The sequence below is a fragment of the Niabella sp. CPT15-335-S11 genome, assembly GCF_058792415.1.
Window position 1 is genome coordinate 354,558 of the sequence record NZ_JBYTEI010000002.1, and the last position, 23,918, is coordinate 378,475.

A 23,918-nucleotide genomic window follows, 5' to 3' on the forward strand; every position below is an offset into this window, starting at 1 on the left:
TTATTTAATAGTGCTTGGCTCTCGGTCGTTTGATGAAATTCTTTCTTTAGCAAGTTTGTAGGCTACCTCCAATTGTTCTTCCGGCGTATAATTGGTATTATCAATCACGATGGCATCTTCAGCCTGCCTGAGTGGACTGATGGCCCGGTTGGAGTCGATATAATCCCGCATCTGAATATTCTCAGCCACTTCCTGAACGGTAATATTCGGGTTCTTGGCATACATCTCTTTAAACCTCCTTTCCACCCGCACCATATTATCAGCGGTCATAAAGATCTTGAGTTCGGCATCAGGAAAAACAACGGTGCCAATATCCCGGCCATCCATAATAATGCCCTTATTCCTCCCCATCTTCTGTTGCTGCGCCACTGCAAACTCGCGAACTTCCCCGATGGCAGCCACGTCACTGACTTTTTCTGCCACAATGAGATCCCGGATCAGGTACTCCACATTCTCATCATTCAAAAACATGTCGGCCTGGTGGGTCAGCTCGTTATACCTAAAATCCAGCTCAATTTCTTCCAGCGCTTTTTTGATCTCTTTTGGTTTGTCTAAATCTACGCTCTTACGAAGGAAGTGCAGGGTAATCGCCCTATACATGGCCCCGCTGTCCACATAAACATAGTTCAGCTTCTTTGCGAGTTGTTTGGCAAGAGTACTCTTGCCACAACTGGACCAACCATCTATAGCAATGATAATTTTTTTCATAATCCGGGCGGAAAGATACATATTTTCCCGCCAAAACCTGGATATTGCCTATAACCAGGCAGCCGACACAGCTTCCTGGAAAGCTATGCAAACCTTTCTGACAAAGGCTTCTAGTCCAGATAAGCCCCGGTAACTCGGTCCCCCTTCACTTCCACCGTAATATGTTCCTGTAGCGTTGTCGACAGGGAAAATCCTTTATAATCAGCGCTGATGGGGAACACCGTGTGGCTTCGCTCGACCAGAACAGCCGTCTGTATTTTTTTAGGTTGATAATCCAGAAAAGGCCGCATGGCGTATAGCAATGTTCTTCCGCTGTTTGTAACATCGTCCACCACAATCACAACTTTTCCATCAAAATCCGGATGCGAGTCCAAAACCACATCTCCTGGTATTTTCTTGTCAATTTGTAATGTTATTAAAAAAGCTTTAGTACTGCAATTGGCTTCAATGAGTTGTTTAATCTTTCTTGCGAGGATCACTCCATTTGACACTATCCCCACAAGGAATATTTCCTTCTCGTCCAAGTTGTTTTCAATAATTTCCAATGCCAGCCGCTCGATCTTCTTGGAAATAACATCCTCGTTCAGAATATTTTTTTTTGTGACTACCATGTATTAGTTTTCCTTAATTTTAAGACCTGCCATGAACAAGGCCTAAATTAGCTAATGTAATTGAAACAGTATGCAAATCGTGCAACAAATTTTGTTCGGTCTTCTGACACTCTCTGCTGTTCTGATCTTTTATCGAAGAATTTCCCGGATCAGGAACAATATTAACCTTGGGAGGGAGGAAGTCATCAGCGATCAGAAATGGCGCCGTTGGAAAAATGTGCTGTTGTTCGCCTTTGGACAAAAGAAAATGTTCCGGAACCCGCTGGTAGGTGTACTTCATTTCTTCGTTTATGCCGGATTTATCATAATCAATCTCGAAGTCCTGGAGATCATTGCCGACGGACTGGCGGGCACACACCGAATATTTACGGGTGCTTTGGGGAGACTTTACCCGATCCTGATCAACGCATTCGAAGTCCTTGCCGTGATAGTCATTCTCTTCTGCGCCATATTTCTGATCAGGAGGAATGTTCTCAGGGTAAAACGGCTCGCAAGCAAAGAGCTCGATGGTTGGCCACGGAGCGACGCAAACTATATATTGATTGCTGAAATCATCCTGATGACCCTTTTCCTGACCATGAATGCATCTGATACACTGCTTTACACAAGGAATCCATCGCTTTACAATTATCACCTTTCAGAGAATTTTATTATATCACGTCATTTGCATGCTCAGCTTGCTTCACTGTCCGATGTTTCGCTGATGGGTATAGAACGCGGGAGCTGGTGGTTACATATCGCTGGTATCTTTGCTTTTTTGAACTACCTCCCCTATTCCAAGCACCTGCATATCCTGCTGGCCTTCCCGAATGCCTATTTCGCCGGACTTGAATCACCAGGGAAAATGAAGAATATAGCGGCCGTGCAGGATGAGGTGCATTATATCCTGCAACCCGACCTCACGCCAGATCCTTCAGAGCATCCCGGAAGGTTCGGCGCTAAAGACATCGGCGACCTGAGTTGGAAAAATTTACTGGATGCATTTTCCTGCACAGAATGCGGGCGCTGTACCGCGGCCTGCCCTGCAAACCAGACAGGGAAGAAACTTTCGCCGCGGAAGATTATGATGGATACCCGGGATCGCACTGAAGAAATTGGCCGCGCGATGAACGGGCATAAAGCGATGAAAGAGGATGGGAAGTCACTATTATTTGACTATATCACACCCGAAGAACTCAGGGCCTGCACTACCTGCAATGCCTGTGTACAGGAATGTCCCGTGAGCATTAACCCGCTCGACATCATCCTACAGCTCAGGCGCTATCTGGTGATGGAAGAAAGCAATGCCCCACAGGAATGGAACGCCATGTTCAGCAATATTGAAAATAATTTTGCACCGTGGAAGTTTAGTCCGGATGACCGGGATTCATGGATGCGGGAATAGCACAATCAGTATTCAATCGGACTTGCCTGACGTTGCAGTTTGTCGATATCCTGAATCTTGGCAACTACGCCCTTTTTCTTGATAAACATGCGCCAGACCTGGATCAGTGCTGTCACTGAAAATATAATCCCGATCACCAAATTCAGTCCTGCCTGGTTGTCGCTAATGATGTGTGCAACCAAACGTCCCCCGAAAATAAACACACAATTCCCAAGCAAAGTACCGATGCCTATTCCGGTAATATAAATATTGTAATAGGCCCGGTTCGGTATCAGGATATTTTTTGTAAACAACACGGTACTCCATCCGAACCAAAACGGAATCTGGACTGGGTTTATGGCACTCATGGTCAGGCCCAGCAAATAGGATGGTAAATTATTGTTCAGTATAATATTCCTATGTGCACCCGGATGCAAAGCGGCATAGTAGCCGCTTACTGCCAAGGCCAAAATGACAAGAAGGGTAATCCATTCCAGGTATCTGAAGATCTTCTGCTGCTTCCGGACCCAGTCCATCGCCACCAATGAGAGCCGGACATAGATCACTTCTGCCGACAAAGAACCCAGGGCGAACAGCATGGCATTTCTAACCGATTCAGCAATTGCGATCTGCATGGCTGCAACATTCAGGGTTCCCAAAGGAAGCGAACCCAGAAAGCTAATGAGCATCCCCATCAAAAAAACGCGCAGAATTCCGTTCCTCATCAGGCTAGAATTTTTTTCCTTTTAACATCGGAACAAATGAAAAATTTGCGAAATACTCCACTTCGATATCGCCTTCCATCCGGGTTACCCTCCTCATTTGCTGGACCCCGCCGATATCTACCGGAATCACCATCTTCCCGCCTATTTTCATTTGATCAATAAGCGCCTGAGGGATTTCAGGAGCTGCTGCTGTAATAATGATCCGGTCAAACGGCGCAAACGTGGGAAGGCCAAGAAAGCCATCGCCATAAAAAAATTTGATAAACGGGAATTGCCTGAGATAGGGGAATAATTTATTCTCCTCAAAAAGTTTTCGCTGGCGCTCAATCGTAAAAACATGTGCACCCACGGCCGCAAGTATGACGGCCTGATAAGCGCTTCCCGTGCCAATTTCGAGTACCTTCATCCCGGGTTTTACATCCAATAATTCCGTCTGGTAAGCTACTGTATAAGGTTGTGAGATGGTCTGCCCCTCTTCAATAGGAAAAGCCCTGTCGGCATACGCTACATCGTCAAAAGCAGAATCCAGGAAGAAATGCCTCGGAACACTATTCATGGCCTCCAGCACCCGCTCATCAGTTATTCCCTTCCCCCGTATAGAATCAACCAGTTTTTTGCGGAGGCCCTTATGTTTATACGTGTCCTCTGTACTCCTCTTCATAAGACCGCAAATCTAACCCAAATTTTGCAGTAAGCCGCAAATTGAATGAATATCCAACTTGTGCAGTTTCTCTGTTCTAATTAAGTATTTTTCTGGAAATATTGAGCCTCAAAAACCTATTTTAGGTATATGTCCTATTCAAATAGTATTTTTACCCATATCTTGAGTCCAAAACAATCGTAAAAAAAGGATGATGGGAAAAAGAGAAAATTATATTTCATGGGATGAATATTTCATGGGCGTGGCGCTCCTTTCGGGTAAACGAAGCAAAGACCCTTCCACACAAGTAGGCGCCTGCATTGTAAACCAGCAAAATAAGATCGTTGGTGTTGGTTATAACGGGCTCCCTATAGGATGCAGCGATGACGAGTTTCCCTGGGTAAAACAGGGCGAATTCCTGGAAACCAAATATCCCTATGTTTGTCATGCTGAACTGAACGCGATCCTGAACAATATCGGCATCAACTTACTGGGGTGCAAAATCTACACAGCTTTATTCCCTTGCAATGAATGTAGCAAGGCTATTATTCAGGCGGGTATCAAAGAAGTCATTTATTTATCTGATAAATATGCCAGCCAGGACAGTTTTGTGGCTGCGAAAAAGATGCTAGACACAGCGGGTGTGAGCTACAGGAAGGCAACCGTCAACATCCGTGAAATTCATCTTTCATTTTTGGAAGAAGATGTCTGACAGCAGTTTTGACTGAAATGGATCCAGATTCTTAGCGATCAAAGGGTAAGGATCATCGCTGCCGCCAGCCCTGCAGTTTCTGTCCGAAGCCTGGCCGTACCGAGACTAACGGGCTGAAATCCCTTGTCTACGGAAATATGAATCTCTTCCGGGGTAAAATCTCCTTCGGGCCCGATCAGTATGAGCGGGCGCGGACTGGGAGGAAATGATTTAAGGAGTGGTTTATCTCCTGGTTCACAATGTGCAATATACGTGGTCGTAGCGGTGTCGACCGAATCAGATTTCAAAAAATCAGCAAACAGCATTGGGTCGCTTAAATTAGGCAAGAACGTCTGTCTGCTTTGTAACATAGCACTGACCAGGATGCTACGAAGCCTCTCGGTCCGCACGGTAAGCCTTTCAGTTCGATGGCAGATCAAAGGAAAAATAGTATAAACGCCGATCTCGCCTGCTTTTTCCAGGAACCATTCAAAGCGGCTGTTGTTCTTTAACAGGGAGATGGCTATTGATACCTGTGGTTGGGGGCGTTCAAACACGCTTTCAGCTACCTTCCTGACCGTACTTTGTTTTTTATCAGCTTGCGTAATGACGGCGGTTAGCAGGCGACCCTGTCCGTCGGTGAGATGGATCTGATCCCCCGATTTCATTCTGAGTACCTGAACGATATGCTTTGAGGTCACTTCGTTCAATAGCATATCTTCTCCTATATTTTCGGCGGTATCGATATAGAAATAGGGCAATGGTTGCATGAACGGAAATCAGACGGGCGATTAAATTTGTTTCAGTGTATTAGAAAGGCGCATCATCCAGGTTATTCTCCAGTTCTTCATCAGTCATTTTATTCATGCGGCTTTCAGCAATGAACATCTTTGCGCCACCTTCCTGATCTTCGATCCGCTTCCAGGATCCACCCCCGGCAAGGCCGATGGCGTTATACGGATCTTCTTCCCAACCTATGAATTTCTGAATATGAAGCAGGGCTTTTAGTTTGATGACATCCAACTGACCATTTCTGTGTTTCGCGATCTTCACTTCTGTAAGTCCCCGCTGATCTTCACCATCGGCAGAAGTCGTCATGTCGTAATATTCTGGTCTGTATAGGAACATAACCAGGTCAGCATCCTGTTCAATAGCGCCCGATTCGCGCAGGTCACTCAATTGTGGTACGCGGCTTCCGTCTTTCGCACCACGTTTCTCCACTTCACGACTCAGTTGCGACAGGGCAATAATAGGTACACTCAATTCTTTTGCAAGGCCTTTCAGGTTACGGCTGATATTACTGATCTCCTGTTCACGATTAGCATTCCTGTTTTCTCCTGTGCCACTCATCAATTGCAGATAATCGATGATGATCATCCCCACGTTATGTTTATTTTTAAGTTTCCGGCATTTTGCCCGGAGCTCAAAAATGTTCAGCGCCGGCGTGTCGTCAATGAACAAGGGCGCCTGAGATAATTTCTGAATTCCCTTGGTATACAACTGTTTCATCTCATGCTCTTCCATCTTTCCGCGAGCGATTTTTTCCAGCATGATCTCACTTTCTGCTGCCAGGATACGCTGTACCAACTGGCTGGCGCTCATTTCCAGCGAAAAGAACGCGACCGGAGTAGGTTTGGAAGGATTCATAGAAGCATTTCTCGCCAGGTTTAAGGCAAAGGCTGTCTTACCTACAGCCGGGCGTGCTGCCAGAATGATGAGGTCACTGTTTTGCCAGCCGTAGGTTACTTTGTCAAGAGTTTTGAATCCGCTTGGCACGCCGGTAACATCTTCATTCCGGTGGCGGAGATCTTCGATGCGTTGAATCGTATTCACCAGCACGGAATCAATGGGTTGGATACTGCTTCTTAAATGCTGATTGGTTACTTCAAATAATTTGCCTTCAGCCTCATCCAGTAATTCAAACACATCGGTACTGTCTTCGTAGGCGTCATTGATGATCTCTCCGCTGATCCGGATCAGTTCGCGCTGTATGAATTTCTGTAAAATTATCCTGGCATGGGCTTCGATATTTGCCGCAGAAACAACTGAGTTCGTCAGTTTGGTCACGTAGTAAGCTCCCCCAACCATATCGAGTTCTTCCCGGGATCTGAGTTCTTCTACGACCGTCAGTATATCAATAGGCTGACTTTTATTACCCAGCGACTGCATCGCACGGAAAATTCGTTGATGTGCATCAACGTAAAAGCACTCGGGTTTCAAGATCTCGATAACCGAATCAAATGCGTTCTTTTCAAGCATTATAGCCCCAAGGACCGCTTCTTCCAGTTCCCGGGCCTGCGGGGGTAATTTCCCATAGACCATCGCCCCTAGATCGATAGAAGACCTTCGTTTTTGCTTTCTTTCCGTACCAGTATTTTTCAGATCCATCGTTCGCGTATGCCGATAAAAATTTAGACCATCAGTCTTTACCAATGATTCAGGGGGTAATTTCCAAACTTATACAATAATGGAATTAATTGTGATAGTTCATTCCCTCGAAATCCTGCGACGAATTTAGAGCCGATTTACTGTACAAAAAAATCTTTATTTCTATACGAGTTATTAACAGGTTTATTCACACCGGAAACAAACTGTACGATAGGACTTTACAATTGATTAATTAAACCCATCTAAAACATGATCCGCAACACGTGACGAAATCGCGGGGTTTGGGGGCAATTATTCAGCCGGTTAATGAGCCTTTTTCCAGTCGGCTTTCCAGGTCAACGCCGTGTCGGATAGCCATTTGCCTGGCGGACTCTCATCCTGTGTCGGCGTGCCTGATAATCCCCGTTGCCGGATTTTCTATTCGATGCCCTCTACGTCAAAACCCTTCAAAAACAACAGGGAGGCTTCCATATCGTCGTGCAATACGCGGTCTCTATCGTTAAATGTCACTTTTTCACGGAATCCATTCAGCATCCTTTCCACCGCCGGGGAACTATGGAGAGGTCTCCGGTATTCGATAGCCTGGCAGGCGGTCAGTAGTTCGATGGCAAGGATCTTTTCCAGGTTTCTCGCGACTTTAGAGCACTTAACGGCGGCATTGGCCCCCATGCTCACGTGATCTTCCTGTCCGTTCGAGGAAACGATGGAATCCACACTGGCGGGTGTACATAGTTGCTTGTTGTCGTTAACGATACTGGCGGCCGTGTACTGGGGGATCATCAGTCCGGAGTGCAAGCCCGGTTCTTTAACCAGGAAGAGTGGCAGGTTGCGCTGCCCCGAAAGAAGCTGATAAGTTCTCCGTTCGGAGATATTACCCAGTTCGGCCAGGGCCAGGCACATCAGGTCGAATGCCAAAGCCAGTGGTTGTCCGTGAAAGTTTCCCCCCGAAAGAATGAGATCCTCTTCCGGAAATATATTCGGATTATCAGTGACGGAATTGATTTCGGTCAGCATAGTTTTCTGAAAGAAGTTCGCCACGTCTTTTGAAGCGCCATGCACCTGAGGAATACACCGGAAGGAATAAGGATCCTGAACTTCTTTTTTTGGCTGTGCGATCATTTCACTTCCGGCCAGCAGGTTTCTGATACGGAGGGCCGTGTCAACCTGACCTTTATGGGGTCTCACCGCATGAATTTTTTCGTGAAAAGGCTGTATGCTGCAATCGAAAGCGTCGAGCGAGATGCAGGCTATCAGGTCGGATAATTTGAAGATCCGTTCAGCTTCCAGGAGGCAGTTAACAGCATAAGCCGTCATAAACTGTGTTCCATTGATCAGGGCGATCCCTTCTTTACTTTTAAGGTGAAGTGGTTGCCACCGGAATCGGTCGAGTGCCTGCATGGCAGTCATTTTCTGCCCGTTAACCCGTACTTCGCCTAATCCCAGCAGCGGAAGGCTGAGATGTGCCAGCGGCGCGAGATCACCGGAGGCGCCCAGAGATCCCTGAGTATATATGACAGGCAGTACACCCTGATTATAAAAATCGATGAGCCTCTGAATCGTATTCATGTGGATACCTGAATAACCCCTCGCCAGTGATTGAATTTTCAGAAATAGCATCCACCTCACAATTTCATCGGGCACTTCTTCACCCATTCCGCAGGCGTGTGAAGTGAGCAGGTTGTACTGCAGTTGGGTAATCTGCCCGTTGTTGATCGCTACATTCTGCATGTAACCGAAACCCGTGTTTACGCCATAGTACAGTTCACCCGAGTGCTTCAACTTCCAGTCCAGATACTCACGGCAGCGGTTCACTTTTCGAAACGTTTCAACTGACAATGCTAGATTAATTTTCTGAGCGCCCAGTGTCTGCAGCTCATCCAGGCGGATCCATTCATCTGTGATGTAATGTATGTCCATACCGGCAATCGATTTGCGTACAAATTACCTTTTTTCAGCAATATAAATAAATAGTATTTTTATCGGGCGCCCGGTCTTCTTATTTTTGTCCCGTTTATATTGTTTGTTTCGGAAAAAAAACTTTTCTAGTGGGGAAAAAACAAATATGGGTGCTGGTGGGATTGATACTTTTCGTACTGGCGGGTCTTACAGCCGTGAACTGCGCTGACCGTCAGCAAAAAAAAGAAGCGACACTTGCAGAAAATTACGTCGGCGATTCGGCTTGTATATCCTGTCATAAAACGGAGTTTGACCAATGGTCGCTCTCCGACCATTTCAGGGCTATGCAGGTTGCCAATGACACAACCGTTTTAGGAGATTTCAACAATCGAACCTACACCGCAGATGGCATCACGTCCAGGTTCTTTAAAAAGGATGGAAAATTCTTTATCAATACCCAGGGCGCGGATGGTAAATACCAGGATTTTGAGATACTCTACACGTTCGGCTATTTTCCGCTTCAGCAGTACCTGGTGGCCTTTGACAAGGGGCGTATGCAGGTAACGCGTCAAAGCTGGGACAGCCGCGACAATAAGTGGTTTCATCAATATGCAGGACAGAAAATTCCCCCGGGCGATTGGTTACACTGGACCGGCAACGCGCAAAACTGGAATACGATGTGTGCCGAATGCCATAGCACCAACCTGAAAAAGAATTATAATTTTGAAACCGATAGCTATCAGACCACATACAGTCTGCTTACTCTGGGATGTGAAAGTTGTCATGGACCGGCGGGTCAGCACATAGAATATATCAACAGTCGGGATTATAAGAAGGGCAGGAAACATCCGGGTTCCTACATGAACCTGGCTAAGTACAGCAGTCAGCAGATGGAGATCGAAACCTGTTTCCCCTGTCATTCGAGAAAAAGTAATATCAGTCCGGACCTTAAACACACGAATGAAATCCTTGATGACTATATTCCGGAGATTCCTACTACAGAGTTTTATCATGCAGACGGTCAGGTAGAAGATGAAGATTACACCTACGCATCCTTCCTCCAGAGTGTCATGTATCACCGGGGAGTAAAATGCAGCAACTGTCACAACCCGCATTCGGGGAAACTGATCATCGCGGGCAATGGTGTCTGCAACCAGTGTCATGTCAAGAAAAACTATGACAGTCCGGAGCATACTTTCCATGCGATGGGTACTGATGGGGCATTATGTAAAAACTGTCATATGCCATCCAAGTATTATATGGGGAACGATCTGCGCCACGATCATATTTTCCGTGCGCCCCGCCCCGATCTTTCTGAAAAATATGGTACGCCAAATGCGTGTAACGATTGCCATAAGGATAAACCGGCAAGCTGGGCTGCAGAAGCCGTTGTACGCTGGTACGGTCCCGAAAGAAAATATCACTTTGCGGAGGACCTGATTCCGGGAAGCAAAATGGACCTGCCGGCACAGGCACATTTGCTCAAACTACTCAAGGATACAGCTACGCCCTCTATCATCCAGGCAACCGCCGTGCACTACCTGGCGGGCATTGACAATGATGCAAGTCTACAGGAGATCCTGGTCCAACTTGGGAATAAGGACGCCCAGGTACGTTACCGTGCCCTGACCGGGCTGTCGGGATTTCCTTCGTCCCGCTGGATAGGCCTGGTGACTCCGCTGTTGCAGGACAAAGTAAGGGCGGTGCGGATCGCGGCTGCTAACCTGATCGTCGGTGGTATTGAACCTGAACGTTTATCGGGCTTTGGCGATTCATTTACGAGCGCCCAGCAGGAACTCAGCAGTTATATTATGTACCAGGTTGACTTTGCTTCGGGCAATATAATGGCCGCGGATTATTTTTTGAAACTTCGCCAGTATGATAAGGCTGAGCAATTTTATCTCCGGGGGTTGAAAAAGGACAGTGCTATGAACTATGCCCGCCTCAATCTTTCAACGTTATATAATATAATGGGCAGGAATGCCGATGCACTAAAGGTATTACAGGAAGCGCTTAAAACGGACCCGAAGAATGATCGGATTTATTTTAACCTGGCATTGCTTTTTAATGAGACAGGGAACCAGCACGAGGTGGAGAAGAATCTTCAGAAAGCGATCGCGCTTCATTCACGGAACCCGAGGGTGTACTACAATTATGGGGTGTTGATGCAGCAGCAACAAAACCTTTCTGCTGCGGAAGCGCAGTACAGAAAAGCGCTGGCATTGGCACCGGGTGATGCGGATATCAATTATGCCCTTTGTATTCTTTTCTTGCAGCAAAACCAACCTTCAAATGCGATGCCCTTTGCCCAGACTTTAAAAAAACGCTATCCCGGCGATCCCCGTTTTGCTGCGTTGTGGCAGCGATTGGGTTTGTAGTATTGTGACTACAAAAGGACGGCATAGGTCGACTCAGGCGGCGAATCCACCTGAAATACTGATTAAGATGATCGCTAGCACGATCGAGGTTATGACGATATAGAGTCGGTCTTTTTCCAGGATAAAACCTATCAGGGAAAATATCACGCGAATTACGGGGGTGGCAAAAAGCAACATTATTCCAAGCATGATGAAAGATCTGCCGTTGCCATTGAAGATGCCCGTAATAGCATCGCGAAATATTGTAACGACCGATTGATCAACGGCTGTATAATGACGATGGTTAAAAGTCTGACCTGAATGCCTGAACAGAAAGATAATGCCACCGGTTGCCGTGAAGGTGATGGCAGCGAGTACACCCCAGCGCATGATTTTTGAAATAACCATTTCCAGGTCGCGGTCACCGATATGTTTCCTTTCGTCTTTCATTTTAAAATTTAGCCCTGAATCCGTTGATCATCATATTCACGGCCATGAACATGATGATGACAGCGAAGAACAGTCGAAGTTTCTTTGGGTTTGACCTCACGAGAATTTTTGAGCCGGCTATCGCTCCCAGGAGCACACCGATCAGCACGGGCATCGCGATATTCGGAACGATATAGCCGCGCTGCAGGTAAATAACCGCGCTTGCGGTTGCTGTCACGCCCATCATAAAGTTGCTGGTCGTTGTAGAGACCTTAAAAGGCACTTTCATGATCGTGTCCATAGCCAGCACTTTGAGTGCTCCGCTGCCGATACCGAGCAGTGCGGAAAGGACGCCGGCTATCCCCATCATCGCGAATCCGCCTCCGACATTCTTCATGCCATATTTAACCGGTCCATCGGGGGTTGGGTAGCTGCTATCCAGCTTTAGAGCAGCAGCCAGCTTGTCGGACTTTTCAAGGTGATGTTCCGTTTTTCTTCGGAGGGTATTCAAAGCCGAATAGATCAAAACCACACCGAATAAGATCGCGATGAAATTCGGATTCACGAAGCTGGCCAGCAGGGCGCCGGCGAGGGCTCCAATGGTGGTTGCTATTTCCAGGAGCATACCCAGTCGGATATTGGTGATCCCTTCCCGCACGTAAGCTGCGGCAGAGCCGGTAGAAGTAGCTATAACAGATATTAAAGCAGTCCCTATAGCGTAATGAATATCAACACCCAATCCAATGGTAAGCAACGGAACGATAATCACCCCGCCACCTAATCCGGTCAATGAACCAACAAATCCGGCGCTAAGGGCGCCGGCGAATAAAATAGCTGTGAATGCAAGGACGCTCATGATGAATGGGAACGGCAAATATAGTCCGGTCAATTTGAATTTTTTTTTAATTTTTTTTAACGGTAATGTTGCGTTTGATAATAATCCTACGTTTTACTAAATGGAAATCAATGGGAATGAAAATAAAATTTGATGTTTGTGCCGTTGCTACCCTTCTATTCGTTCTTTTTTTGGTAGGATCCTGTCAGAAAAAGGACGCAAAACCTATTGGTGGAAGTGAGGCTTATAGCTTCATTGGTGAAAAGTTTACTTATCCCGGTTTTGTGTATGACGCGAATGGGAAGTTGCTCAGTACTTCTGCCGGGGGCGGGTCAAATCTGTCGGGAGTGGGACCTTTTCTGAGCATCATCCATGCAGCTCCACTCATTGGGACTTTGGATGTGTCTATCGACAAAAATCGCCTGGGTTTAAAGTATTTTGGGTATACAGACCGGATTGATTACTTCCGGACTTTTGCAGGTCAAAAAACTTTTTCCGTCTATGGCGCAGAGGCTCAAAATCCTCTGTTTTCAAAGGGTCTGCAGTTTGACGGAGGGAAGTATTATACGGTATTGATTGCAGATACATTAAGCAGGATGGATGCGGTTATGTTTAGGGATAGCAGTCAGGCCCCTGGTCCTGACTCGGTAAAAATTAGATTTATCAATATGAGCCCCGATGTTGGCAACCTTGATCTGTACGTAAGAGGACAGGAAATTAAGGTTGCCGAAAACATCGGATATAAAGAGGCCTCTTCATTTATCAGTATCAACGCCGGGAGAAACCTCGCCCTCGATGCCCGTCCGGCCGGAGAAAAAAGTATCTGGGCTAGTGTACCACTAATCAATCTTTTAAATGGCAATATATATACAATCTGGGCCACGGGATTTGTTAGGTTGACGACGGAAAGTGGCAGGATCAGGCTTGAGTCGATCCGGCACTGATAATCCTAGCCGAAATATCCGCCGCTGAAACCCAAAGAAGACGGATATTTGCACGGATAGGAACGGATTCATAACATTGCACAACTATTCATTTGTGGTGGGCCTTGATAATGCCAGTCTTGAAAGTATAATTGCCGGATGCCGGGAGGATTCCTGGCGACACAAGGAATTATTATACAAAGGCTATTATGGCTATATCAAAGGTGTAATTATTCGTTATGTCGATGATTTCCACGAGGTCGAAGAACTGGTAAACGACAGTTTTTTGAAAATCTTCAGCAACCTATCGCGATTCAATGGATCGGGCCAGTCTGCCGGGATCGTTCCTTCTTTTAAAAGTTGGATTGCCCGGATAGCATCCAGGACTGCAATTGATTTTCTGAGAAAAAAGAAGATAGTATTCGGACCGACTGAATTGAATGAAAATAATGTACCGCTGGGATCGGAGAAGTATGAGCTAACCGACAATGCGAAGGATATCCTGAGATTGTTGAATAAGCTGCCCCTGGTACAAAAGACAATATTCAGTTTATATGAAATTGAAGGTTTCACTCATGAGGAAATAGCCGGTTTGCTGGCCATTCCTGAAAATGTGAGCCGGGTTTATTTGTCAAGGGCCAAGAATAAGCTAAAGAGCCTTTATATAAAAAACCTGTAGTGTGATGAAAGAGCCAAAGGACGACTTTTTAGACCATATAAAGCAGACTTTATCCCATCATGATGAGGGTTATGATGAGGGTGCGTGGGAGCGGTTTGCGGCGAAACACCGGCCAGCGGTCAGGAAGCGGGTTGTCGTTCCTATTTGGGGATGGGCGGGCGCGGCGGCGGCGGCCGTTGCTGGTCTGGTTTTCCTGATACAATTTTTGAATACACCCAGGCATCCTTCAACACTTAAAGAACCGAAAATAGCGGTTTCTGTTCCTGCTCCGCAGAAAGATTCAAAAGGCGGCAATCTGGCCCCTGATCAGATCATTCCGGTGGGACCTGAAGTTTCACGGGAATACATTGCGAAGAATACAGGGCGTGTGCCCCAGTTTCCTTACCAGGAAAGGATGGCCGGTCAGGATCAGGGCGAGTTGTTTGTCCAACCGTCTGCAGAAGTTGTTCCAGGCGTTCAACCCAAGGCAGACACTGAACGCAAGCCGGCGAATATCCAGGAAAACAGACCATTTTGGGAGAATAGGATCGTGACCGGTAATGAAACACCTGCACCGAAGCAGCCAGCCAGGGAGGGTCAGGCCATGGCTGTGGCGCAGCAGACTGCAACGCCATCGTCTGGTGAGAGACATTCCAGGTGGCATTCCAGTGTATATGTAGCTCCCACTTATGGAGATCTGGGGCTGAAGATGGGTTTTGGGTATTCAGTTTTATATGCGGTGAGTGAGAAAATAAGTGTAAGTACGGGAGTCGCTCATTCCAAGATGTCCGCTTTAAAACATCTTACGGCGCCTGTGCCGGATGGCGGTTCTACTTTGGCGTCATCGTCGCCGCGGGAACCTTCTAATGCTTTGATTGCCGCGGCCAGAACGGCCAGTGTAATAACTCCTGCTCCTCATCTGGATTCGGTTGAGAATCTGGCTTCTGGAATTGAGATACCGTTGGATTTAAATTTTAAGATCAATCAGCACATGTATGTTTCGGGGGGGCTTTCAGGTTTTTATGTTGTAAGGAATACATCTAAGTACACATATATTAACAGTCAGAATGTAAGGATAAAGGTAGAAAGCAGTTCGGGTAGTTTGAAGGAAGACAAGGTGATGAACATAAGTGATTATAATATCACCAATACGCCGCTTGCTGACACCCGGAAACAACCTAATCTTATGGGATTTTACAATCTTACGTTGGGTTATAAGCAGAAAGTATCACCGAAAAACGCCGTGGCGCTGGAGCCTTTTTTGAAGTTGCCGATGAAGAGTGTGTCTGACCAGCGATTGAATTACACGGGAATGGGCGTAAGGGTGAAGTTAGATTTTTAAACCATTTCCATATAAATATAGAAAACCTGTTCCGGTATACGGACAGGTTTTTTTTATTGGCTCGTTGAAGCCGTTGGGTGTAACACGACTTTCATGGCTGTTGGTGATTCTCCAAAATCATGAATATTTTATGAGGTTTTATCTGCGCACAACTGCTAAATTATTTTGCCGCAAGACGTTGAACCCCTAATTTTGCGCCCGGAGAGATGGCAGAGCGGTTTAATGCGGCGGTCTTGAAAACCGTTGACTGTAACAGGTCCGGGGGTTCGAATCCCTCTCTCTCCGCAAGACAAATAAAGCCCCCGCCTGCGGCGGGGCATTTTTGTTTTCAGACGTCATTATCCATCGCTTGCATACACTTTATCCGTCGTGTTCACACAGTTGCTGATGAAGCATTTAACATCCATTTCCAGGCTGGCATAATTTTAATCTGTACCCCGTCTATAGTCAGTTCTTCCTCTTCCGCAAGCGTGATGATCCAGGCTACTGTAGCTTTACAATAGGCAGATGCCTTAAGTAACCCCTTTATTTCCCTGTTCCGTGTTTCTGGATCGGTGAGCGTCCAACTTACCTGTACTGGCAAAGCAATTCCCCCTTCAGGGTAGACTACAAAATCACATTCGCCGGAGGGTTCGGAATAATAGTAGATGTTTTGAGTATAAATATTGCCAAATTGCAGGTACAGCTCCTTAAATACCAGGTTTTCTAATAACAGACCGTTGTTGCCTGTATATTGTGCGGTGTTGGCATTTAACAAGCCGTTGTCGAGCCAATAAATCTTTTTATCTGATTTGACGCGTTTGCTGTCCGAATAATCAAACCGGCTAATCCTTTTGAAGAGATAGGCTTGTTCTGCCATGTCCATCGCATCGTAGATACTATTTATACCCACACTATATTGTTGTGCTTTGAGCTGATTGTATAAGCGCCGGTTACTAATTGTTTTGCCTATCGTAGCAGCTGCCTGCCGATAGAGGCTTCTTAAATAGCTGTAATTACTCAGCTTGTTGTATTCTACAATGTCGCGGAGCAACATAGCGTTGTAATATTCCTGTAAGTAGGCCAGGCCAATTTGAGGGAAAGGTAGATTAATCGTTTCGGGGTATCCTCCATTCGCCAGGTATTTATGAAATAAGGCGATGGTCTGGCTTTTACCTGAACCGTATACCGAGGGTTTAAAATTGCTGAATTCAACATATTCCTTAAAAGAAAGGGGTAATAATTCGATCGCTACGCTGCGACCTCTCAGTACCGATTTTAACTCGGTATGAAGTACAGAACTATTACTGCCGGTAAAGTATATTCTTTTGGACCATGTTTCATTGATCCGGTTTAAAAAGCGCTCCCAACCCGGTGCCGCCTGTACTTCATCGAAAAAGAACCAGGCATTTTCCAATTTAGCTTCGGGATTGAGTTCCTGCCAGGCCTGGAGAATCAGGTCGAGTTGATGCGGTTCAAGTTGTATGCGCTCATCTTCAAAGTTGAAATAGATAATTTGGGCAGGCGCGATCCCCCGGTTTGTTTTTAATTCTTCCATTGCCAATTGCATTGCCGATGTCTTACCAACACGCCGGGGGCCAATGATGGTTTGTATCTTTTCAAGATCTAACGATATTCCCGTATTGCGAAATCTAAGCCCTCTGGAAAGGTCTCGCTCCTGATTTTGGATTAAAATCTCTTTTATTATTTCTCTCATACCGCACAAATATACAAATCGTCTTTATTAAAAAGACGATTTTTCTAAAATTATCTTCATCAGGAAGACGATTATGCCTATTGATCCACCAAGTGTATCTGGATTTGTGAAGTGCGGGGCCTTTTGCTGGAAGGCTAACAACTGCTTAGCAAAAAAAGGTAAAAGAAAACAGGGACTGGCCGATGAGCCTAATTGAGAATGAATAAACAAACATTTAACCACTTCAAAATAATCAGGCTGCAGAAACTAAGCAAATCGGAAACAAATTAAGACTGCCAGACTAGCTGAAAACTAGCTTGCCTAACCGAATCTGACAAGACTATTCGGTTAGTTTCACGCTGGTTATACCCCATAAGGTATAGTACGGCATTATTTAATTCTCTTTACACCCTATCGGGTACATAAAATACGCTTAGAACCCAAAATATACCTTTCGAGTATAAATACGAACAAAAATATTATATTTGTACCTAGGAGGGTATAAAAATGACTTACCAAGTTTTGTAAAAAAGAAACGCAAATTAGTCAACCTGACTCAGCCTGCCTTCAATATCCATTTGCTGATGTAATATTCTAATAATTTCGATCTCACTTTCTTTCGTGTTAATTCTGTAAAAGACAAAGTGCGATTTTACTTTTGAACGGAAATAACCATCCCTGATATGACCATATTCTTTGCCTGAATTTGGGTTAGCAGTCAGATACTCTATTTCATTTAGAATTAAATTGTAATACCTGTCAGCCTGTTCAGCTGACCAGGTTTCAAAAGTAAAAAGCCAGATGTTTTCAAGATCATTTTGAGCCTCTTTACTAATTCTATATTTCATTATTTTGAAACATGTTTTTTATGCAAAGAGGTCAGAAAAGTATCTCTGTTAAAGTTCTTTACAAATCCAGACTTTTCGCCCTTTCTTAGCTCTCCAATCAATTCAACTTTCTTAGCTTCTTCGTGTTCAAACATCCTTAAGGCCGCCCTTATGACTTCACTCGCGGAAGAAAACTTGCCAGATTTAACTTGTTGATTGATAAAGTTTTCAAAGTAATCACCTAACAAGATCGATGTGTTCTTGGCCATAATTCCAAATTTTTAATCCAAATATACCAATAGTTGGTATCAATCCCAAATTTCGGAACCGTTTGTTTGCGGGTGTTTTCAAAGGCTGGTTGCGTATTAAAACAATATTGCCCTACCTGAGGTAATTCCTGTACCCAGCTCAAACGATCCAAAATCCTGCATCAGTAACTGTGCTTATCCAGTTTTACTTTGCCCCAAAATGTCCTATACACAAAAATGGTATAAGCCAATACTAACGGTGCCCCAATTGCAACGATCGTAAGCATGATCTTCAACGACTTTAAAGACGATGCAGCATTATAGATGGTAATATTATATTGAGGACTTATTGTGGAATATAACAATACAGGGTACAACTCCACCGCAACAAGTACAAAAGTTAAAGCAATGGTCAGTGTAGTAAACAAGAACGCGCTACGATAGCGTTGTTTGTATGCCAGCCTTGGCACGTTAGCCACACTCAACATCGTAAGCAAGGGTGGCAAAAACAATAAGGGATCAGTAAAAAAATCAGCAGACAGGTGTTTGATAAAAATCAGCATATAAGCTGACGTGGCCATAAAAAAAACGATGAATATAGCAATCGCCCTTCTGAGTAAAAGAATGAGCTTTAAATAAAGCCTGCCCTCGGTTTTAAGTAATAAGTAGATCGCCCCGTGCACCGTAAATAAAGCCACCGCCGTTAACCCGACCAGTATAGCAAAGGGGTTCAAAAAATCGAAAAAACCTTCACCATGATACTTGAAATTCTCATCTATAGCAATTCCCTGCAAAACATTCCCCAACACCACGCCTAATAAAAAACCTAGCAGAATGCTAGAAACAAAATAACTGACATCCCAGGTCTTGCGCCATAGTTTTCCTGGTTCTTTGCCGCGAAACTCGATGGATATTGCCCGGAAAATAATCAATACCAGAAACAGCATGAACGGCGTGTACATTGCAGAAAACAACGTGGCGTACATCACAGGAAATCCCGCAAATAGTGCACCCCCGCCTATGACAAGCCACACTTCATTTCCATCCCACACCGGACCAATCGCATTCAGCGCTATTCGTCTTTCTTCTTCCTTTAATAAAAAGAGATGGAGAGCCCCTGCCCCAAAATCAAACCCATCTAATATCGCGTAACCTGAGAATAGTCCACCCACGACTAAAAACCACCAGGTTGGATAATCAAGCCCTAATAATGTTTCCATGGTTAATCAGTTTCCGGTTAATACTTTAGTGATCTCTTCCGTCAGTGGCCGCTTGTCTGCTTCGCCACCGTCGTCCTCAGGACCCTGCTTGATTTTTTTGTGCAGCAGATAAATGAACAGTGCAAATAAAATCAGGTAAACAACCAGGAAAAGAATAATAGAAAATAAAATCTGATTGGCTGTCACGGATGCGGAAAAGGCATCCGAAGTTCGAAGCAACCCATATACTACCCAGGGCTGCCGTCCCATTTCGGCTGCGAACCAACCCACCTGATTCGCAATTTGGGGTAAAATGACTGCCGCAACAAAGATCCAAAGGAGCCATCTTTTATCAAATAATCTCCCTTTCCGCAAACTAAAACTGCCGTAAAGCGTAAGCACTATCAAAATAACGCCAATAGCTACCATAATATGATAGAATTGAAATACTGCATTCACCTGCCCAGGTTGATCTTTTTTGGGGAATGCATTTAAACCTGTTACCGGCGCCTTTGGGTCATAGTGCAACAACATAGATAATCCGCCGGGTATCTTTGGTCCGTAAGTTTGTTGCTTGTCTTTATTCACCCATCCAAACAAATACATATCGGCAGCAGCGCTTTTATCAAAATGACCCTCAAAAGCCGCAAGTTTTGCCGGCTGATTTACTGAAACGCCTTCCGCAGAACGATGACCAATAAGCAGTTGCGAAACTGAAGCGATGGTTGCCACGATCAATGCTATCCGAAATGCATTCTTCGAAATCTGAATATGGCGCTCCCTCAAGAGATAATAGGCATGTACACTTAATACCAAAAACGCACCTGCAATGATAGCGCCGGTCCAGACGTGCAGAACCCTGTCAATACTTGATGGATTGAATACCATTGCCCAAAAATCAGTAATCTCCGCTCTGGCATGAAGACCCTCCCCGACGATATGGAAGCCTGCAGGCGTTTGCTGCCAACTATTAGCGACTACGATCCAAATCGCTGAAAACATGGAGCCTAGAAAAACGCCGGTTGTCGAGAGCAAGTGCACCCAGGGCTTTACGCGATCCCACCCAAATAACAAGACGCCGAGGAATCCACTTTCCAGTGCAAACGCAAAAATCCCTTCTGCAGCCAGGGCGCTTCCGAATACATCACCCACATACCTGGAGTAAGTCGCCCAGTTGGTGCCGAATTCAAACTCCATGACAATGCCCGTTACCACACCAATACCAAAAATAAGCGCGAATATTTTAGTCCAGAATCGAGCCAACTGATGATACGTTTCGTTCTTTGTTCGCAGGTAGCTGCTTTCAAATATCACCATCAGCAGCCCAACTCCTATGCTTAACGGTGGATAGATATAATGAAATGCTATCGTAAAAGCAAATTGAATACGGGCGAGTATCTCAGTATCCATGGTTTTATTTAGTATAAATGGTACTATAAAAGTAAACAATATAATTCGTATTTTTTGCAGATCCTACGATGCAAAGGGGGTCCCAATAGGCCTCAAGTCCCATACCGAATAAGACTATATTTAAATTATCTTTATTTGCCATTATTAAAATGTATCCTAAGTATGCCTGAGCAACACGGTCAATTTTGTACCGCCTTTTATGATATAAGTATCCTTGCCCGGGATGATTGATTGAGCCGCTTTCTTAAGGTGCAGTTGTTCCCGCTTATCTACGATTAACTCCGCGGTGGTGCCGGCGGGTATCGCTAAGCTGAGCTTACGGCGTCCCAGTAAACCGCTGCTTTTAAAAATGATGGGCCCGGCGACAGTATTAGTGGTCATATCAACTGATTTAAGGTCTTCTAACTGCGGATAAATCTGAAAGGTTTTATAGCCTGCGGTAATCGGTCTGATCCCGGCAATCCCCTGGTGCATCATGATCAGCGGCGTTTGGGCGCAATGGCTCCACTGGGACGAGCCATCCGGGTAGCAAACCCAATCTTCTTGTAATGTATTGTTAAGCCGTACGGATGCCATACCTGCCCACATTGTCCGTAAGTCCTTCAGGACAACGTCCATCCGGCCCGCGGAAGCTAATGCCCAGGCGGGCCAAATGGCATTACAAGGATAGGATATACCCAGTTGAGGCGGACGGCTGATCAGCAGCTGCAGGCTGCGCGCTGTGTTGCCACCAGGGCACTGATCAAATAGGATAGCGGTAGACAGGGAACGGTCGCAATACCTCGGGCCGCTTTCCCGGGCTAACCAGGGTAAGTTGATCACAAAGGTCTCTTCCTGCGTACTCCAATATTTCTTTATCGTTGCCGCAAGCAACTCCCTGCCGAATTGTTCGATCTCTTCGGCTTTTTCATTTTGATTAAAAGCGCGGCAAAGCGGCGCCAGGGCATGCATGCACATGGCCGAGGTGTAAAGGTTGAACGCACATTGTTTGTGACCCTGCATCTGGTACGCCGTATGGTCCATCCAAACGGAGGGAATACCCAGGCTGTCGATGGGCAACAGGTTATCGGCGCACCGCTCTTTTTTCAGGTAGGCAAAAAACTTTAAAAGCCGTGGAAAAGACTCCTGCAACCCTACCGTATCCCCGGTATACATATAGTAATAATAACTATCGAAACAAAAACCAACGCTATGGTCTAAAATCGGCCCCCAAGTGGTTAGGTCCACCTGTCGTTCCATTATCCTCGCCAGCCGGTCAAACGCCGGCCAGCTATCCATAAAATAACCCTCTGTAGTCTGGCCCTGGCTGAAGGTTTTAATAAAGCGTGCCGGCAGCCGGCTGTCACCCAATGTCTGGTATATGGGATGTAACTGATGGCTCCCGTCGCCGCTGTATTGCTGGCGTTCCCTCGCCATGCCGTCCACGACGGTTTCCTGTGCGGAATTATAAAGTGTGTTTACTGATGCATTGATCAAGCGTTGCAGCAACGTATCCGAAAGTGTAACCTGTGGTTTTTCCAGAAAAGGGTATTGCCTGCGGCGTATGCCTATGTTACTGATTCTGACATTGCCGCGGTAATTGCGAATATGAAGTTGCAGCCAGCGCAGGCTTTCAAAATCAAACGGTTCAAAGGTATTGAGACCTGCCTTGCAGACAAACCTTGTCCAGGATTGAAAATGAGTATTGATAAGCACATCTTTGCCTGGCTGGTGCGCTTCGTGCACCAGCATTTCGACAATGGTCCCGGCCGGCGCTTCAATGGTAAAATGCGGCCAGCCAACGCATTGCTCTTTGAATTCAAAAGTTAAAACAGCTGCTTTATCTCCGTTTGACGGCACTATCCAGCTACCAGCGCTATCCTGACGGGCGATAGTTGCACGCTCTGCAGTAGAAGCGTTTTTTGTCATGACATCAAAATATTCTTCAGCGGGTCTTTTCCAGGTGATCCAAGCCGATTCAGTCAGCTGCTTTACCGGCACTTCGTTTTCAACCATTATTGGAATACTGCGCTCACGAATATCACCGTTAGAGCTATAAGCCTGCCATTGATAATCCGGAATGTCTGTGGAAATGGACGGCTTCGCCGCGGAAGTTTCGGATTCGTGTGCTGATAACCAATCAGCAGTTACAGCGAAGTTTACATTGTCCCATCCATAAGGAAATAACCGGGCGTCAAACTCCTCCTGCAACGATCTCAGGAAGAAACGCTTATAATGACCCGCAGGCCAGCTTTTGGGCAGGCAGCTTCGCCAGGTGGAATCTGATACAATGTAATGGTTTCCAATTTTAAGTTTACACAATAAACCAGCTTTGCCAATTGGCGAGGTGCCGTCTCCCGCCCCATAAAATAATACCTGACAGGCTATAACGTTTTTCCCGGCATGCAAATATCGGGATATATTAACAGGATCAGCTTCCGGCCACCTCGGGTCGAAAGGGGCAGGGCCCCATTGTACCGCTCGCCCGTTAACAAAAAGCCGATAACGGCTGTCCGCTAAGATCCACCCAGTGGCAGAATCAGGAACGCTACTTAAATTAAATTCCTTGCGAAATAAAACAAAGGTGTTTTGCAACACCCGGTCTGACGGATACCATATCCATTTTGCAGGAGCAAGGTTGAGTACACGTGTGTTCTGGCCGAAGCAGTTTACCGTACATAAAATAAATGCTAATAGCAAGCCAGTAGTTACCTCTTTAAATTTATTATTCATTAATATAAAGTTTATATATGGAGCGCGTTATTTTGGATATCATAGTGATTTTATTCCATTGAACATTAAGTGCAAGGTTTTGCGGAACAAATACGCCCGCATAAAATGAATACAATAAGGAAGGCAAATCTTCTCATAATATGGTTTAAATCTGTTTAATCAATTAACCAAATGTATCCAATCGGGCGATCGGGATAAATGTGAGATTTGACAATAAGTATGTAAATTTTGATTTTAAGAGTAAAAGGCAATAAAAAGAACCTGGCTGAAGGTGCCTCTGA

21 protein-coding genes and 1 tRNA gene are annotated in these 23,918 nt (G+C 45.5%); 7 read left to right on the top strand and 15 right to left on the bottom strand.

Annotation, left to right across the window (positions count from 1 at the left end; all coding sequences use genetic code 11):
* The gene (gene cmk / locus AC3WS5_RS08055; RefSeq protein WP_492466783.1) at positions 1 to 708 is read right to left on the bottom strand and encodes a (d)CMP kinase; all 708 of its coding nucleotides are present in this window, start codon (positions 706 to 708) and stop codon (positions 1 to 3) included.
* A gap of 110 nt (positions 709 to 818) precedes the next feature.
* A complete protein-coding gene (locus AC3WS5_RS08060) occupies positions 819 to 1,319 on the bottom strand; it encodes a phosphoribosyltransferase family protein (RefSeq protein WP_492466784.1) in 501 nt (166 codons plus the stop codon).
* Positions 1,320 to 1,389: 70 nt separating this feature from the next.
* Between AC3WS5_RS08060 and AC3WS5_RS08065 the strand changes: the two genes are divergently transcribed.
* Positions 1,390 to 2,703 carry a 4Fe-4S dicluster domain-containing protein gene (locus tag AC3WS5_RS08065; RefSeq protein ID WP_492466785.1) on the top strand — a complete coding sequence of 438 codons (1,314 nt, stop codon included), beginning with the start codon at positions 1,390 to 1,392 and terminating at the stop codon, positions 2,701 to 2,703.
* Between the two features lie 5 nt (positions 2,704 to 2,708).
* On the opposite strand, the gene AC3WS5_RS08070 is transcribed toward AC3WS5_RS08065, so the two are convergent.
* Positions 2,709 to 3,407 (bottom strand): LysE family translocator, encoded by a 699-nt coding sequence (locus AC3WS5_RS08070; RefSeq protein ID WP_492466786.1) that lies wholly within the window; start codon positions 3,405 to 3,407, stop codon positions 2,709 to 2,711.
* Between the two features lie 4 nt (positions 3,408 to 3,411).
* Positions 3,412 to 4,068 carry a protein-L-isoaspartate(D-aspartate) O-methyltransferase gene (locus AC3WS5_RS08075; RefSeq protein ID WP_492466787.1) on the bottom strand — a complete coding sequence of 219 codons (657 nt, stop codon included), beginning with the start codon at positions 4,066 to 4,068 and terminating at the stop codon, positions 3,412 to 3,414.
* Positions 4,069 to 4,261: 193 nt separating this feature from the next.
* Between AC3WS5_RS08075 and AC3WS5_RS08080 the strand changes: the two genes are divergently transcribed.
* Positions 4,262 to 4,759 (top strand): deoxycytidylate deaminase, encoded by a 498-nt coding sequence (locus AC3WS5_RS08080; protein ID WP_492466788.1) that lies wholly within the window; start codon positions 4,262 to 4,264, stop codon positions 4,757 to 4,759.
* Between the two features lie 38 nt (positions 4,760 to 4,797).
* Here AC3WS5_RS08080 and AC3WS5_RS08085 read toward each other — a convergent pair whose 3' ends face one another.
* From AC3WS5_RS08085 to hutH, 3 genes are all read right to left on the bottom strand, one after another.
* A complete protein-coding gene (locus AC3WS5_RS08085) occupies positions 4,798 to 5,508 on the bottom strand; it encodes an RsmE family RNA methyltransferase (protein ID WP_492466789.1) in 711 nt (236 codons plus the stop codon).
* A gap of 40 nt (positions 5,509 to 5,548) precedes the next feature.
* The gene (gene dnaB / locus AC3WS5_RS08090; RefSeq protein ID WP_492466790.1) at positions 5,549 to 7,126 is read right to left on the bottom strand and encodes a replicative DNA helicase; all 1,578 of its coding nucleotides are present in this window, start codon (positions 7,124 to 7,126) and stop codon (positions 5,549 to 5,551) included.
* A 417-nt stretch (positions 7,127 to 7,543) separates the two neighbouring features.
* A complete protein-coding gene (hutH, locus tag AC3WS5_RS08095; RefSeq protein ID WP_492466791.1) occupies positions 7,544 to 9,043 on the bottom strand; it encodes a histidine ammonia-lyase in 1,500 nt (499 codons plus the stop codon).
* 128 nt (positions 9,044 to 9,171) lie between these two features.
* Between hutH and AC3WS5_RS08100 the strand changes: the two genes are divergently transcribed.
* Complete coding sequence (locus AC3WS5_RS08100; RefSeq protein WP_492466792.1) at positions 9,172 to 11,400, top strand: tetratricopeptide repeat protein; 2,229 nt, start codon at positions 9,172 to 9,174, stop codon at positions 11,398 to 11,400.
* 33 nt (positions 11,401 to 11,433) lie between these two features.
* On the opposite strand, the gene AC3WS5_RS08105 is transcribed toward AC3WS5_RS08100, so the two are convergent.
* Both AC3WS5_RS08105 and AC3WS5_RS08110 read right to left on the bottom strand, forming a co-directional pair.
* Complete coding sequence (locus AC3WS5_RS08105) at positions 11,434 to 11,829, bottom strand: DUF1634 domain-containing protein (protein WP_492466793.1); 396 nt, start codon at positions 11,827 to 11,829, stop codon at positions 11,434 to 11,436.
* Between the two features lies 1 nt (position 11,830).
* A complete protein-coding gene (locus AC3WS5_RS08110; protein ID WP_492466794.1) occupies positions 11,831 to 12,697 on the bottom strand; it encodes a sulfite exporter TauE/SafE family protein in 867 nt (288 codons plus the stop codon).
* Between the two features lie 83 nt (positions 12,698 to 12,780).
* Between AC3WS5_RS08110 and AC3WS5_RS08115 the strand changes: the two genes are divergently transcribed.
* From AC3WS5_RS08115 to AC3WS5_RS08130, 4 genes are all read left to right on the top strand, one after another.
* The gene (locus AC3WS5_RS08115) at positions 12,781 to 13,587 is read left to right on the top strand and encodes a DUF4397 domain-containing protein (protein WP_492466795.1); all 807 of its coding nucleotides are present in this window, start codon (positions 12,781 to 12,783) and stop codon (positions 13,585 to 13,587) included.
* A gap of 76 nt (positions 13,588 to 13,663) precedes the next feature.
* Complete coding sequence (locus AC3WS5_RS08120) at positions 13,664 to 14,245, top strand: RNA polymerase sigma factor (protein ID WP_492466796.1); 582 nt, start codon at positions 13,664 to 13,666, stop codon at positions 14,243 to 14,245.
* A 4-nt stretch (positions 14,246 to 14,249) separates the two neighbouring features.
* On the top strand, positions 14,250 to 15,566 hold the full coding sequence (locus tag AC3WS5_RS08125) for a hypothetical protein (protein ID WP_492466797.1): 1,317 nt from the start codon (positions 14,250 to 14,252) through the stop codon (positions 15,564 to 15,566).
* Positions 15,567 to 15,766: 200 nt separating this feature from the next.
* Positions 15,767 to 15,851 (top strand) — tRNA-Ser (locus AC3WS5_RS08130).
* 88 nt (positions 15,852 to 15,939) lie between these two features.
* Here the strand turns inward: AC3WS5_RS08130 and AC3WS5_RS08135 are convergent.
* The 6 genes from AC3WS5_RS08135 to AC3WS5_RS08160 all read right to left on the bottom strand — a co-directional run bounded on the left by AC3WS5_RS08135 (position 15,940) and on the right by AC3WS5_RS08160 (position 23,637).
* The gene (locus AC3WS5_RS08135; RefSeq protein ID WP_492466798.1) at positions 15,940 to 17,262 is read right to left on the bottom strand and encodes an ATP-binding protein; all 1,323 of its coding nucleotides are present in this window, start codon (positions 17,260 to 17,262) and stop codon (positions 15,940 to 15,942) included.
* A 521-nt stretch (positions 17,263 to 17,783) separates the two neighbouring features.
* The gene (locus AC3WS5_RS08140; RefSeq protein WP_492466799.1) at positions 17,784 to 18,089 is read right to left on the bottom strand and encodes a type II toxin-antitoxin system RelE/ParE family toxin; all 306 of its coding nucleotides are present in this window, start codon (positions 18,087 to 18,089) and stop codon (positions 17,784 to 17,786) included.
* Complete coding sequence (locus tag AC3WS5_RS08145; RefSeq protein WP_492466800.1) at positions 18,089 to 18,337, bottom strand: type II toxin-antitoxin system ParD family antitoxin; 249 nt, start codon at positions 18,335 to 18,337, stop codon at positions 18,089 to 18,091. Before AC3WS5_RS08145 ends, AC3WS5_RS08140 begins: the two co-directional genes overlap by 1 nt.
* A 161-nt stretch (positions 18,338 to 18,498) precedes the next feature.
* Entirely contained in the window at positions 18,499 to 19,536 is a 1,038-nt protein-coding gene (gene cydB, locus AC3WS5_RS08150) for a cytochrome d ubiquinol oxidase subunit II (RefSeq protein ID WP_492466801.1), read from the bottom strand.
* 6 nt (positions 19,537 to 19,542) lie between these two features.
* Positions 19,543 to 20,925 (bottom strand): cytochrome ubiquinol oxidase subunit I, encoded by a 1,383-nt coding sequence (locus AC3WS5_RS08155; protein ID WP_492466802.1) that lies wholly within the window; start codon positions 20,923 to 20,925, stop codon positions 19,543 to 19,545.
* Between the two features lie 156 nt (positions 20,926 to 21,081).
* Positions 21,082 to 23,637 carry an alpha-L-rhamnosidase-related protein gene (locus AC3WS5_RS08160; protein WP_492466803.1) on the bottom strand — a complete coding sequence of 852 codons (2,556 nt, stop codon included), beginning with the start codon at positions 23,635 to 23,637 and terminating at the stop codon, positions 21,082 to 21,084.
* Between the last annotated feature and the right edge of the window lie 281 nt (positions 23,638 to 23,918).

Excerpts from the sequence above, each read along its gene's own strand:
- AC3WS5_RS08145 (WP_492466800.1), bottom strand. The coding sequence starts at position 18,337 with ATGGCCAAGAACACATCGATCTTGTTAGGTGATTACTTTGAAAACTTT.
- cydB (WP_492466801.1), bottom strand. The coding sequence starts at position 19,536 with ATGGAAACATTATTAGGGCTTGATTATCCAACCTGGTGGTTTTTAGTC.
- AC3WS5_RS08125 (WP_492466797.1), top strand. The coding sequence starts at position 14,250 with ATGAAAGAGCCAAAGGACGACTTTTTAGACCATATAAAGCAGACTTTA.
- AC3WS5_RS08085 (WP_492466789.1), bottom strand. The coding sequence starts at position 5,508 with ATGCAACCATTGCCCTATTTCTATATCGATACCGCCGAAAATATAGGA.
- hutH (WP_492466791.1), bottom strand. The coding sequence starts at position 9,043 with ATGGACATACATTACATCACAGATGAATGGATCCGCCTGGATGAGCTG.
- AC3WS5_RS08080 (WP_492466788.1), top strand. The coding sequence starts at position 4,262 with ATGGGAAAAAGAGAAAATTATATTTCATGGGATGAATATTTCATGGGC.
- AC3WS5_RS08160 (WP_492466803.1), bottom strand. The coding sequence starts at position 23,637 with ATGAATAATAAATTTAAAGAGGTAACTACTGGCTTGCTATTAGCATTT.
- dnaB (WP_492466790.1), bottom strand. The coding sequence starts at position 7,126 with ATGGATCTGAAAAATACTGGTACGGAAAGAAAGCAAAAACGAAGGTCT.
- AC3WS5_RS08135 (WP_492466798.1), bottom strand. The coding sequence starts at position 17,262 with ATGAGAGAAATAATAAAAGAGATTTTAATCCAAAATCAGGAGCGAGAC.
- AC3WS5_RS08115 (WP_492466795.1), top strand. The coding sequence starts at position 12,781 with ATGAAAATAAAATTTGATGTTTGTGCCGTTGCTACCCTTCTATTCGTT.
- AC3WS5_RS08155 (WP_492466802.1), bottom strand. The coding sequence starts at position 20,925 with ATGGATACTGAGATACTCGCCCGTATTCAATTTGCTTTTACGATAGCA.
- AC3WS5_RS08070 (WP_492466786.1), bottom strand. The coding sequence starts at position 3,407 with ATGAGGAACGGAATTCTGCGCGTTTTTTTGATGGGGATGCTCATTAGC.
- AC3WS5_RS08140 (WP_492466799.1), bottom strand. The coding sequence starts at position 18,089 with ATGAAATATAGAATTAGTAAAGAGGCTCAAAATGATCTTGAAAACATC.
- cmk (WP_492466783.1), bottom strand. The coding sequence starts at position 708 with ATGAAAAAAATTATCATTGCTATAGATGGTTGGTCCAGTTGTGGCAAG.
- AC3WS5_RS08075 (WP_492466787.1), bottom strand. The coding sequence starts at position 4,068 with ATGAAGAGGAGTACAGAGGACACGTATAAACATAAGGGCCTCCGCAAA.
- AC3WS5_RS08065 (WP_492466785.1), top strand. The coding sequence starts at position 1,390 with ATGCAAATCGTGCAACAAATTTTGTTCGGTCTTCTGACACTCTCTGCT.
- AC3WS5_RS08105 (WP_492466793.1), bottom strand. The coding sequence starts at position 11,829 with ATGAAAGACGAAAGGAAACATATCGGTGACCGCGACCTGGAAATGGTT.
- AC3WS5_RS08060 (WP_492466784.1), bottom strand. The coding sequence starts at position 1,319 with ATGGTAGTCACAAAAAAAAATATTCTGAACGAGGATGTTATTTCCAAG.